Genomic DNA, 11373 nt, shown 5'->3' with positions numbered 1-11373 from the left:
CAGGGCGATTCAGGATGAGGATTCTCGTGCCAATGCCTTGAGTGCCTTAGCTGACAAACTGCCAGATATATTGCCAGAAGCCCTTGCTGCTGCCAGGGCGATTCAGTCTGAGTATTATCGTGCCAATACCTTGAGTGCCTTAGCTGACAAACTGCCACCAGAGTTGTTGCCAGAAGCCCTTGCTGCTGCCAGGGCGATTCAGGATGAGGATTCTCGTGCCAATGCCTTAAGTGCCTTAGCTGACAAACTGCCAGATATATTGCCAGAAGCCCTTGCTGCTGCCAGGGCGATTCAGGATGAGCGTTATCGTGCCAATGCCTTGAGTGCCTTAGCTGACAAACTGCCAGATATATTGCCAGAAGCCCTTGCTGCTGCCAGGGCGATTCAGTCTGAGTATTCTCGTGTCAATGCCTTGAGTACCTTAGCTGACAAACTGCCAGATATATTGCCAGAAGCCCTTGCTGCTGCCAGGGCGATTCAATCTGAGCGTTATCGTGTCAATGCCTTGAGTATCTTAGCTGACAAACTGCCACAAATGCCATCTACGGAACTTTTCCCCCTTTGGCAAGATACACTTCATGAGCTATCCCTTCGCACTCGCCGTGATTTGCTACAAAATATTGAAGCATTGTTTCCAGTTATCTTTGCATTAGGTGGGGAAGCAGCAACGGCAGAACTTGCCCTTGCAATTGTAGATGTGGCGCGATGGTGGAAATAATTTGTAATGGGCTTCGCCCCGCTACGCTAACGTAATTCGTAATTTGTAATTCGTAATTTAAGAGAGTTAGATTTAATTTGCATCTGTAGCGTGATTTTGGTCAATTGGTATAAAGGGATGCAGGATCTACAGTTTTAAACGAAGTGTGATCGCCTTTTACAGCTACTCAACCCAATTCTCTAACAACAGCGCTGAATGCCAGGTATCGAATTTACAAACTCTCTCTGGTGTCCATGAGTTGGCGATCGCAATTAGTCATAAAATCATCACCAGAAATTGTCTAGACTGTCGATGAGCGATCGCCCATGCATTCGGTGTTATCGTAAAGAATATTAGGAATTAATTACCAAGGCAGATGACTATTACTGTCAACGTTGCCCAAGCAACTGCCAAATTTAGTGAACTTCTGAGTCAGGTATTGCTTGGTGAAGAAGTCGTGATTGCTGAACAGGGGATTCCAGTTGCACGTCTAGTCGCCTTTACGAATATCAGTTCTCCTCGCATTCCAGGTTTAGATAAAGGTAAAGTGTTTATTGCACCAGATTTCAACGAGCCTTTACCAGAAGAAATCTTGAGTGATTTTGAAAGTTCTAACCTCGTTTAGTAATGAGAGCTTTACTGGATACCCATGCATTCATTTGGTGGGTAACAAATGACCCTCAGTTATCTGCTAATGCTCGTAATGTAATTGCTGATTCAGATAACATCCTATTTTTGAGCGTGGTAAGTGCATGGGAAATTGTCATCAAAAATAAATTAGGGAAACTGAATTTACCTGAACCTGTAGAAGAGTATATTCCAAGTCGTCTGGCGATCAATCGCTTTGAAAGTTTACCTATTCAAATGAGCCATGTTTTGCAAGTTGCTAGTTTACCAAGTATCCACCGAGATCCATTTGATCGGATTTTGATTGCCCAAAGCCAAGTAGAGAATTTGCCAATTGTGACAATTGATCAGAAAATTACACAATATCTTGTTCAAACGATATGGTGATCGCGATCGCCCTTCGACAACACGCTACTAACTATCTCTCATAAACTGCGTAGTTTACCGCCGTAGGCATCGCTTACAAAAGTTTTGCCTACGCACCAATATCCATCAACAAGCCGCTTTGCATCTACGCACTCCCCAACTTACGGGAGCAGCTACAGGACTTACGGGAGCAGCTACAGGACTTATGGGAGCAGTTACAGGACTTATGGGAGCAGCTACAGGACTTACGGGAGCAGCTACAGGACTTACGGGAGCAGCTACAGGACTTATGGGAGCAGCTACAGAACTTATGGGAGCAGCTACAGGACTTATGGGAGTAGCTACAGGACTTATGGGAGTAGCTACAGGACTTATAGGAGCTTATAAATACCAAAACCTAGTAATTAATTTACGAAAAATTACTGTTATCAATCAAAAATTTTAGTAAAAAAAATTGCGAATTTTACTGAACCGGAACGGAGTTTAATTGAGGCAAGCTAGCTCTAGCAGCATCTTAAAGGAGTAATTTTATGTCTCGTAAAAAACGCACATCTCGCATTTTAGAAAAAGCTCAGTTAAGATCCGCCGGACTCAAATCAATTGTTCCAAGCATCAAATTCGATGAAGATTATAGTCTAGAAAAATTAGTTGAGTCAATCGAGCAGTTACGTAATAAAATTGATGTTTATAATACTGCTCTGTCTGTAGTTGACTCTTCTAAAACTGAAATTGAAGAGATGGAAAAAAACTTGAGTCAGCTTTCTGAGAAAATGCTGATGGTGGTTGGTATCAAGTACGGCAAAGACAGCCGCGAATATGAGATGGCGGGTGGTGTTCGCTATAGCGATCGCATCCGCAAAATCAGGTCGAGTCGCTTGAAAAATGTTGCAGAACAAGCATCTGATGAAAATGCTAAAACTGCATAAAATGCAAGATAAGGTAAAAGACGGCGATTTATCGCGTCTTTGAGAAATCCGGGAGAAATTGTTTCCAAAATACCACCTACGACTTTAGAGTGTTGAAATAACTCAAATAGTTATCTATCTGAAGGCGAGGTATGACAACAAACTTTAGTCGGCGTGAATTTATCTTGCTTGGTTCAGCAGGGTTTGGTACTAGTTTACTGCTGCAAGCTTGCAGTCAGAAGCCGACGACACCAACAGCGACAACAACGGGTGGTACTCAAGGATTTAAAATAGCGATCGCTCTCCCTGGAATAATTACCGATAAAGGCTGGAATCAATCTGGTTATGAAGGCATCAATCTAGCAAAACAAAAGCTAGGTGCAGAAACCGCCTATGTAGAAAAAGTAGCACAAGCAGATCAAACAGAAGTATTAACAGATTTTGCTCGTAAAGGCTACAATCTCATCTTCGCGCATGGCGGACAATTTGATGCTGCAATAGAACAAGTTGCCTCACAGTTTCCCAATACATTTTTTGTGGGAGTAAATGGTAATCTCAAGGCTGAGAATATTGCTTCTTTACGAATAGATCACCTACAAGCTAGTTATTTGTGTGGCATTATCGCTGCTTATATCACTAAATCTAATAAATTAGCTTATATTGCTGGAGAGAAGTTTCCTGCAACCGAAGGAGAACTGCGGGGATTTGAATTAGGAGCAAAGTCTGTTAAACCAAATATCCAAATTACTTCTACTTTTACAGGTGATTGGAATGATGTTGCCAAAGCCAAGGAAGCGACTCTAGCATTAATTTCTTCTGGGGCTGATGTCATCTATCAATGGTTAGATAATGCCTCAGCCACAGTCTTACAAACAGCAAGTGAAAAAGGAGTATATGCTTTTGGCAACACTAAGGATCAATTAGATGTTGCACCAAAAGCTGTCTTAACCAGCGCTGTCAAACGCTTAGATTTAGCCATAGCTTACATAGCAGAATTAGCCAAACAAAAAGAAATCAAAGGACAAATATATACAATTGGGCTAGAAAGAACAGAGATATTATTTTTAGGTAAATTTGGGGCAATCATACCGGAAGCAGTTAAGCAAAAGGTATTGAATGCAAACCAAGCAATTGTTAGTAAAAAAATCGTTTTTGAAGACTGTAAAGAGGCTGGTAAGGATACGCGCTGCGTGAAGAAAGCAATAACATAGGTTTAACATACAAATATCTTAAAAACTTTCGTAGTCAAATTACCCCCCTTAATCCCCCCTTATAAAGGGGGGAAATAAGAAATCTTGTTCCCTCCCCTTTCTAAGGGGAGGGTTAGGGTGGGGTAAAACTGACGCGAATCTTCACTACGAGCTATCAGTTTAGTGAATATGAACTATTTGCGCTTAAACAATATTACCAAACGCTTTGGGTCTTTTATTGCTAACGACAATATCAATCTCTCTGTTGCATCTGGAACTATTCATGGAATACTAGGCGAAAATGGTGCAGGGAAGAGTACTTTAATGAATATTATTAGTGGACTCTATCAACCTGATGCTGGTAAGATTTATCTTCAAGAGCAACCAATAACAATTACCTCATCAAATGAGGCAATTAAATTAGGCATTGGCATGATTCACCAACACTTCATGCTTGTACCAAAATTGACTGTTACAGAAAATATAATCTTAGGGACGGAGAAAACTTTGCGGCTCAATCTAAAATATAAACAGCAAGAAATTGCTGCTTTATCCCAAGCTTATGGATTAGAAATTGACCCCACTGCCAAAGTTGAAAATTTATCTGTTGGGGCACAACAACGGGTAGAAATTCTCAAAGTTCTCTACCGTCGAGCAAAGTTGTTGATTCTTGATGAACCTACAGCAGTTTTGACACCGCCAGAAGTAGAATCATTAATTGCTATCTTGCGCCAATTGGCAGCCGCAGGCAACACAATCATTTTTATCAGTCATAAATTAGAAGAGGTAATGAATCTCTGTGATTCAGTAACAGTTTTGCGTCAGGGAAAGGTAGTAGCAACAACATCAACTTCAGCGGCGACACCTCAGCAGTTAGCAACATTGATGGTAGGGCGGGAAGTAACTTTACAGTTAAATAAAACTCCTACATTACCAGGAGAAATCATTCTGTCGGTGCAAAATTTACAAGTTGCTGATCAAAGAAATATTCTTGCTGTAAATAACGTATCTTTTGAACTGCGGGCGGGAGAAATTTTAGGAATTGCTGGTGTCGATGGCAATGGACAACGAGAATTAGCTGATGCCATCGCTCTTTTACGGACTATTAAGCAGGGTAAAATTGAGTTTACGCCCAAGCATTCCTCAGTGGGCTACATCCCAGAAGATAGGCAGACAATGGGATTGGTGTTGCAATTTAGCATCGCCCAAAACTTGATTTTAAAGGTTTTTAAATATCTGCCATTTTGTCGCCGTTTTTTGTTACAACAAGAAGCGATCGCTAATCGTGCCCAAGCTGCAATACAAGAGTTTGACATTCGGGCGAATGGGATTGATATCAAGGTAAGTCAGCTTTCGGGAGGAAATCAACAAAAAGTGGTGTTAGCGCGAGAATTAGCACAAGCACCAGCTTTAATTATCGCCATGCAACCCACAAGAGGGTTAGATGTAGGGGCGACAGTAGCCGTCCAGTCTCGAATATTAACAGAACGCGATCGCAGTGCCGGAATTTTGTATATTTCTACTGAGTTAGAAGAAGTGATGGCAATGAGCGATCGCATTGCCGTAATCTACAGAGGTGAGTTTGTGGCTATTTTAGATGCAGCCACGGCGAAGGTGGAAGATATTGGTTTGTTGATGGCTGGGGGAACACCCAGAGAGTAAAATGCCCCTTTATAAGGGGGGATAAATGGGGGTCTATTCGACTTATGCAAGAGGTCTAATGACTGAAAAAGAGATGAAAAAGTTACATTGTAAAATTGATGCTGGAGTCAAAGCAGCAATTGCAGCAGCAATAGAACGACATCGTCAGCTTGGTCAATCGATTAGTATTATGCGAGAAGGAAAGGTTGTAACTTTAACGCCTGATGAAATTACAGCGATTCAGAATCAGCAGAACAGTTAGAACAAAATTTAAAACTAAAAATGATGTTTATAAATTGTTCAATTTGATTCAGCTTTGAGGAGTTAATTAATTGCATCTGAAATCATATCTCCAAACCTAACGATCGCAACTAATCGCATGAAATTCCTGTTACCAATCCTATCACCGCTCATTGCGATCGCCTCCGCTCTCATCGTCGGTGCTATCCTCATGCTAATTGCTGGGGCAAATCCCATCACTGCATACAGCATTTTATTTCAAGAATCTCTCTCTACCTACTTTGGATTTGGTAACACCCTCACCAAAATGACACCGCTATTGTTCACTAGCTTAGGCGTGTTAGTAGCGTTGCGGGCTGGGCAATTTAATATCGGTGGGGAAGGACAAATTTATCTGGGTGCGTTGGGAAGTACTTTAATTGGGTTATACGTGCAAGGATTACCTGCGGTGATTCATATTTCCTTAGCACTTTTAGCAGGATTTTTCTTTGGTGCAGTTTGGGGTTGGATTCCTGGTTATCTCAAAGCAATACGCGGAGTAAATGAGGTAATTACTACATTGTTGCTCAACTATATCGCCGTGAATTTAGTTAGCTACCTCGTACAAAATCCATTAATGGCAACAGGTGCGCCTAGTCCTTATTCGCCATTGATTGCCAAAACATCCCACTTGCCGATTATATTACCACAAAGCCTCGCTCATGCTGGTATTTTATTCAGTTTAATTGCCGCAGGTATTTTATGGGTATTGTTAGTGCGATCGCCTCTAGGTTATCAAATTACGGCAGTGGGATTTAACCCGATTGCCGCCCGTTATGCCCACATATCTGTTGAACGTACCATTATGCTGGTAATGGCTGCTGCGGGTGGTTTAGCTGGGTTAGCTGGAAGTTGTGAGGTGATGGGGTTGAAATATCGGCTATTTGAACAAGTTTCACCAGGTTACGGATTTGATGCCATTGCGATCGCTTTTTTAAGTCGTGGTAGTGTTATCGGTGTAGTATTGACTTCTTTGTTTTTTGCAGCGCTTCGCAGTGGTGCGAATGTGATGCAGCGTAGTGCAGGTGTGCCGGTAACTGTAGTTTACGCGATTCAGGGGTTTATGGTGTTGTTTATTGCTATCAGTTTCGCAGTCGAAAGAGAGATAAGAGTCAAAACCTAAAGAAGCGCCAAAATTTAACCCAGAAAACTCTGCGAAACTTTGCGCTTTCCTTTGCGAACCTCTGCGTTAAAAAATAACTCTATGAATAATCTCAACTTCTTCTGTGATTACTTAATAGCTACCTTACGTCTAGCCGTCCCCTTAGCATTTGCAGCCCTTGGAGGATTGTACTCGGAACGATCGGGGGTGTTAAATATTGCCTTAGAAGGAATGTTGCTTACAGGTGCTTTTACTAGCGCTGTGGCTACTTTCTACACTGGTAATCCCTGGCTTGGTATCCTTGCATCCATGATTGCAGGGGGATTAGTCGGACTACTCCATGCTGTTTTGTGTGTAACTTTGCGTGTCGATCAATTGGTATCTGGGCTAGCAATTAATCTTGTCGCAGCTGGATTAACATCGTTTTTGTCTCGATTAGTATTTAGTGGCAGTAGTACACAGCAGTTACCTGGAATCGGGGCAATTATTATTCCTGGTTTAGCCAATATTCCCCTGATCGGGCCGCTACTATTTCAGTCAGATTTTTTAGTATATTTATTATTTATCTTAGTTATTTTAACTACATATATTTTATTTAAAACTAGTTTTGGATTGACATTGCGGGCAGTGGGAGAATCTCCGAAAGCTGCTGACACGGCTGGAATTTCCGTACCATTTGTCCGTTATATCACTGTGGTGATTAGTGGCTGTCTTGCGAGTTTAGGAGGTGCTTATTTAACATTGGTACAGGTAAGATTTTTTGCCGAAGGGATGAGTGCTGGTAAAGGATTTATTGCGATCGCAGCATTAATTTTTGGCAGATGGCACCCTGTAAGTAGTGCTTTAGCTTGTTTGCTGTTTGGGGCTACAGAAGCTTTACAACTGCGAATTCAGGCATTAGGGGCAAATATCCCTTACCAATTTTTAGTCATGCTACCTTATGCGATCGCTTTATTAGCATTAGTGGGCAAGTTGGGGAAATCTACACCCCCGAAAGCTTTAGGTACTCCCTACTTAGGAGAAAATCGCCACTCAGACTAATTTAACGTGAGTGGTGTTCGCAATAGCAGAATAGGGATAGCTGTACATACGTATCAATTTAAGCTTAAACGCTTCGTTTTACCCCACCCTAACCCTCCCCTTGTAAAGGGGAGGGAACTAGATTTCTTTTTCCCCCCTTTCCAAGGGGGGATTAAGGGGGGTAATTCAACTTGTAGCACGCTAGCAAAATCAGCAGATAATACAATAGCTAGCATCCCCCAAAAGCTACTCATGCCGCAAAATAACCAAACCGCCGTCGAATTCCGCGATGTCACTTTTAGCCGCAACCATCGCCCATTGGTGTCAAATCTCAATTTCACCATCTGCCAAGGAGAAGCACTAGTATTACTTGGGCGCAGTGGTAGCGGCAAAACCACGACAATGAAGTTAATTAATCGCCTATTTACACCTACACAAGGCGAAGTTTTATTTGATAGCATTCCCACAACTGAATGGGATGAAATTAAACTGCGGCGAAAAATTGGTTACGTCATTCAAGAAATTGGTTTATTTCCCCATTTTACTGTCGAACGCAATGTCGGTTTAGTCCCATCTTTAGAAGGTTGGCAACCGAAACAAATTAAAATGCGGGTTTATGAATTATTGCAATTGGTAGGCTTAGAACCAGCACAATTCGCCACACGTTATCCGCACGAACTTTCAGGAGGACAAAGGCAAAGAGTCGGTGTAGCCAGGGCTTTAGCAGCAGATCCGCCAGTGTTGTTGATGGATGAACCCTTTGGCGCACTCGATCCAATTACGCGGCTAGAATTGCAACAAGAGTTTCGGCATTTGCAGCAAGAGTTAGGCAAAACAGTTGTTTTCGTCACCCACGATATTCAAGAAGCTTTAGTTTTGGCATCGAGAATTGGTTTAATGTCTGGCGGAGAATTGGTAGTATTGGGGACGAGAGATGAATTTATGCGATCGCAACACCCAGAAAGCCTCGCCTTTCTGCAATGTCTGCGTTCCCTGCAAGATACTTTATGAAAAATTTCTTCCTGGTTAAGTATGCCCCAGAAATTCTTCAGCATACTCTCGAACATCTATTTTTAGTAGGCATCGCTATCGGAATTGCCATACTTGTAGGCATTCCATTAGGTATTTTAATTACACGTAAAACTTATCTCCGCCAACCAATTCTCGGCATAGCGAATATTTTCCAAACTATTCCTAGTTTGGCACTGTTTGGCTTACTGATTCCTGTTCCCATAATTGGCGGAATTGGTGCAGTACCAGCAATTGTTGCCCTAACTGTATATTCCTTGCTGCCGATAATTCGTAACACTTACACAGGTATTACTAGCGTCGATCCAGCAATTCGAGAAGCTGGGAGAGGCATGGGGATGACAGATAGACAATTATTATTACAAGTTGAGATTCCCTTAGCAATGGGAGTAATTTTGGCAGGAGTGCGAGTAGCAACAGTAATTGCCATAGGTATTGCAACTATTGCCGCAGCAATTGGGGCTGGTGGTTTGGGAGTATTTATTTTTCGCGGTATATCAGTAGTGAACGATCAGTTAATTTTAGCTGGTGCAGTTCCGGCGGCGGTAATTGCATTACTGGCTGACTTTGCAATTGGCTGGATGGAAAATAAATTAAAAATTAAAAATTAATGAAAAGATTTTTCACGCTTTGTTTGTTAAGTTTTGCCTTGTTATTGGTAATCACTGGCTGTACGCCGAATTTAAATAGTAATAACGGTGGTAATATTATTGTTGCTTCCAAAGATTTTACGGAACAAGATATTTTAGGTGAACTATTAGCACAGCAAATTGAAGCGACAACTAATTTAAAAGTAGCTCGTCGCCCCCGTCTAGGTGGTTCTTTTGTTTGTCATAGTGCTATTACTGCTGGTAAAATCGACGCATATATTGAGTACACAGGCACATCTTTTACTGCAATTTTAAAGCAAAAAGCAGTTAACGATCCTAAAGAAGTTTATGAGAAGTTAAAACAAGCATACTCCCAGCAATTCAATTTGGAAGTAATGCCAAGCTTGGGTTTTGAAAATACTTTTGCAATGATTGTCCGGGGTGAAGATGCCAGACGCTACAATATTCAAACTCTCTCTCAAGCTACTCAATATACACCGCAGTGGCGTGGCGGTTTCGGCTATGAGTTTTTAGAACGGGAAGATGGTTTTCCCGGATTAGCGAAAACTTACGATTTACGTTTTGTCAAATCTCCGCAAATCATGGACTTGGGTTTAATATATCGCGCTTTGATTCAAAAACAAGTGGATATGGTAGCGGGTAATTCCACTGACGGACAGATTTCTCGCTTAGGTTTAGTTGTACTCAAGGATGATAAACATTATTTTCCACCTTACGAAACTGTACCAATTGTCCGACAAGAAATATTAAAAAAATATCCCGAATTAAGAACAGCGATCGCTTCCCTCGCTGGAAAGATTTCGGCAGATGAAATGCGACAGTTAAACTATTTAGTTGAAGGGGAATTACGTGATGTTAAAGATGTTGTCCAGGAGTTTCGCAAATCGAAAGGATTAAAATAATTCGTAATTCGTAATTCGTAATTAAGGATAGGCTTTACCCCACCCTAACCCTCCCCTTATAAAGGGGAGGGAACTAGATTTCCTCTTTCCCCTCTTTATAAGGGGGGTAATTCGACTTGTGTATACACGGTAGCCTTAGCAAGGGGGAACTACAGGGGTCTTGTTATGTGCATCTTCATACAGAATTGGTATAAGTAAGTTCCTAGTAAGGACTTTAGTCCTTATCCTCTAAGCACTAAAGTGTTTACTACAAATCCTCAAAAGTCGCTTAAACATTGTACTACTGCTGTTCGCGCAAAAAGTTCTTTAACCACCTAATGACTTCGCTTGTTGTTTGCTCATTGGCCATTTGAAGACATTGCTGCACAATTTCTCTGACGTTAGGAAAGTAGCTGCTTTCTGTAAGCACATAATTTTCTCCCTGCAATCGATAAATTAATAACCGATTACTCTTTAATATCCAAACTTCTGGCACTCTATAAGGCAAGTAATCATTAATGTCAGTGTAGCTTGTCACATCTATTTCAATAGCTAAATCTGGTGGTGGATCTGACTCCCAATCAATTCTTTTTTTGCCTACTACTGCTCTGCAATTTTCAATGTAAAAGCAAAAGTCTGGTTCAATACCGCTAATTTCTGACAAGCTCATGGTAATGGGCGTAAATGATTCGTATGCACGGTTTAAACAATCCAGCAAAACCTTAGCAATATCTGCCAGTAAACTCGCATCTCTTCCATGCTCTGGGAGCGGTGCCATCAGCAAAATTTCTCCTCTGCGATATTTAATCCGAGGTGAGGAGCGATCGCCTAGTTGCTGACTCAATACTTGATAGTCTTTCCAATCTCCCAAAAGCTTCAACACCGCGCCAGGTGGTAACTCAATTCTTTCTGGTGTAATTACGGTATCCATAATTAGCTCACATTTTAGATATTGGCGTAGACGCGTTCGCGCAGCGTCTGTCTGCGACACGCTGCGCGAACGTAGAGAAGCGGCTTGTCGCCAG

Annotated in this window: 13 protein-coding genes and 1 pseudogene; 13 read left to right on the top strand and 1 reads right to left on the bottom strand. The window is 41.7% G+C overall.

Annotated elements, in window-relative coordinates:
* From V7L12_RS09225 to V7L12_RS09165, 13 genes and pseudogenes are all read left to right on the top strand, one after another.
* Positions 1 to 718 (top strand): annotated as a pseudogene (locus V7L12_RS09225) (hypothetical protein); the annotation flags it as partial.
* A gap of 355 nt (positions 719 to 1073) precedes the next feature.
* Entirely contained in the window at positions 1074 to 1322 is a 249-nt protein-coding gene (locus V7L12_RS09220) for a type II toxin-antitoxin system Phd/YefM family antitoxin (protein WP_104905005.1), read from the top strand.
* A gap of 2 nt (positions 1323 to 1324) precedes the next feature.
* Complete coding sequence (locus tag V7L12_RS09215; protein ID WP_335084049.1) at positions 1325 to 1711, top strand: type II toxin-antitoxin system VapC family toxin; 387 nt, start codon at positions 1325 to 1327, stop codon at positions 1709 to 1711.
* Between the two features lie 118 nt (positions 1712 to 1829).
* On the top strand, positions 1830 to 2135 hold the full coding sequence (locus V7L12_RS09210) for a hypothetical protein (protein WP_335084048.1): 306 nt from the start codon (positions 1830 to 1832) through the stop codon (positions 2133 to 2135).
* A gap of 85 nt (positions 2136 to 2220) precedes the next feature.
* Positions 2221 to 2616, top strand: coding sequence for a hypothetical protein (locus V7L12_RS09205; RefSeq protein WP_335084047.1), 396 nt, complete (start codon positions 2221 to 2223; stop codon positions 2614 to 2616).
* A 131-nt stretch (positions 2617 to 2747) separates the two neighbouring features.
* Positions 2748 to 3806, top strand: coding sequence for a BMP family protein (locus V7L12_RS09200; protein ID WP_335084046.1), 1059 nt, complete (start codon positions 2748 to 2750; stop codon positions 3804 to 3806).
* 168 nt (positions 3807 to 3974) lie between these two features.
* Positions 3975 to 5447, top strand: coding sequence for an ABC transporter ATP-binding protein (locus V7L12_RS09195; RefSeq protein WP_335084045.1), 1473 nt, complete (start codon positions 3975 to 3977; stop codon positions 5445 to 5447).
* A 58-nt stretch (positions 5448 to 5505) separates the two neighbouring features.
* Positions 5506 to 5688 carry a hypothetical protein gene (locus V7L12_RS09190; RefSeq protein ID WP_335084043.1) on the top strand — a complete coding sequence of 61 codons (183 nt, stop codon included), beginning with the start codon at positions 5506 to 5508 and terminating at the stop codon, positions 5686 to 5688.
* Between the two features lie 117 nt (positions 5689 to 5805).
* A complete protein-coding gene (locus V7L12_RS09185; RefSeq protein ID WP_335084041.1) occupies positions 5806 to 6828 on the top strand; it encodes an ABC transporter permease in 1023 nt (340 codons plus the stop codon).
* Between the two features lie 81 nt (positions 6829 to 6909).
* Complete coding sequence (locus V7L12_RS09180) at positions 6910 to 7848, top strand: ABC transporter permease (protein WP_335084039.1); 939 nt, start codon at positions 6910 to 6912, stop codon at positions 7846 to 7848.
* Positions 7849 to 8079: 231 nt separating this feature from the next.
* Positions 8080 to 8838 (top strand): ATP-binding cassette domain-containing protein, encoded by a 759-nt coding sequence (locus V7L12_RS09175; protein ID WP_335084037.1) that lies wholly within the window; start codon positions 8080 to 8082, stop codon positions 8836 to 8838.
* Positions 8835 to 9467: an ABC transporter permease gene (locus tag V7L12_RS09170; protein WP_335084035.1), complete on the top strand. Its 633-nt coding sequence runs from the start codon at positions 8835 to 8837 to the stop codon at positions 9465 to 9467. The genes V7L12_RS09175 and V7L12_RS09170 overlap by 4 nt, the downstream gene beginning before the upstream one ends.
* Positions 9467 to 10369, top strand: a complete 903-nt coding sequence (locus V7L12_RS09165; protein WP_335084033.1) for a glycine betaine ABC transporter substrate-binding protein — start codon at positions 9467 to 9469, stop codon at positions 10367 to 10369. The genes V7L12_RS09170 and V7L12_RS09165 overlap by 1 nt, the downstream gene beginning before the upstream one ends.
* Before the next feature lie 280 nt (positions 10370 to 10649).
* Here V7L12_RS09165 and V7L12_RS09160 read toward each other — a convergent pair whose 3' ends face one another.
* Entirely contained in the window at positions 10650 to 11279 is a 630-nt protein-coding gene (locus tag V7L12_RS09160; RefSeq protein ID WP_335084032.1) for a Uma2 family endonuclease, read from the bottom strand.
* Between the last annotated feature and the right edge of the window lie 94 nt (positions 11280 to 11373).

Origin of the sequence: Nostoc sp. (assembly GCF_036918245.1) — a bacterium.
Lineage (GTDB): Bacteria > Cyanobacteriota > Cyanobacteriia > Cyanobacteriales > Nostocaceae > Nostoc.
This window is presented reverse-complemented; position numbering and strand designations above follow the sequence as displayed.

Excerpts from the sequence above, each read along its gene's own strand:
- V7L12_RS09195 (WP_335084045.1), top strand. The coding sequence starts at position 3,975 with ATGAACTATTTGCGCTTAAACAATATTACCAAACGCTTTGGGTCTTTT.
- V7L12_RS09215 (WP_335084049.1), top strand. The coding sequence starts at position 1,325 with ATGAGAGCTTTACTGGATACCCATGCATTCATTTGGTGGGTAACAAAT.
- V7L12_RS09185 (WP_335084041.1), top strand. The coding sequence starts at position 5,806 with ATGAAATTCCTGTTACCAATCCTATCACCGCTCATTGCGATCGCCTCC.
- V7L12_RS09170 (WP_335084035.1), top strand. The coding sequence starts at position 8,835 with ATGAAAAATTTCTTCCTGGTTAAGTATGCCCCAGAAATTCTTCAGCAT.
- V7L12_RS09205 (WP_335084047.1), top strand. The coding sequence starts at position 2,221 with ATGTCTCGTAAAAAACGCACATCTCGCATTTTAGAAAAAGCTCAGTTA.
- V7L12_RS09200 (WP_335084046.1), top strand. The coding sequence starts at position 2,748 with ATGACAACAAACTTTAGTCGGCGTGAATTTATCTTGCTTGGTTCAGCA.
- V7L12_RS09160 (WP_335084032.1), bottom strand. The coding sequence starts at position 11,279 with ATGGATACCGTAATTACACCAGAAAGAATTGAGTTACCACCTGGCGCG.
- V7L12_RS09190 (WP_335084043.1), top strand. The coding sequence starts at position 5,506 with ATGACTGAAAAAGAGATGAAAAAGTTACATTGTAAAATTGATGCTGGA.
- V7L12_RS09165 (WP_335084033.1), top strand. The coding sequence starts at position 9,467 with ATGAAAAGATTTTTCACGCTTTGTTTGTTAAGTTTTGCCTTGTTATTG.
- V7L12_RS09180 (WP_335084039.1), top strand. The coding sequence starts at position 6,910 with ATGAATAATCTCAACTTCTTCTGTGATTACTTAATAGCTACCTTACGT.
- V7L12_RS09220 (WP_104905005.1), top strand. The coding sequence starts at position 1,074 with ATGACTATTACTGTCAACGTTGCCCAAGCAACTGCCAAATTTAGTGAA.
- V7L12_RS09175 (WP_335084037.1), top strand. The coding sequence starts at position 8,080 with ATGCCGCAAAATAACCAAACCGCCGTCGAATTCCGCGATGTCACTTTT.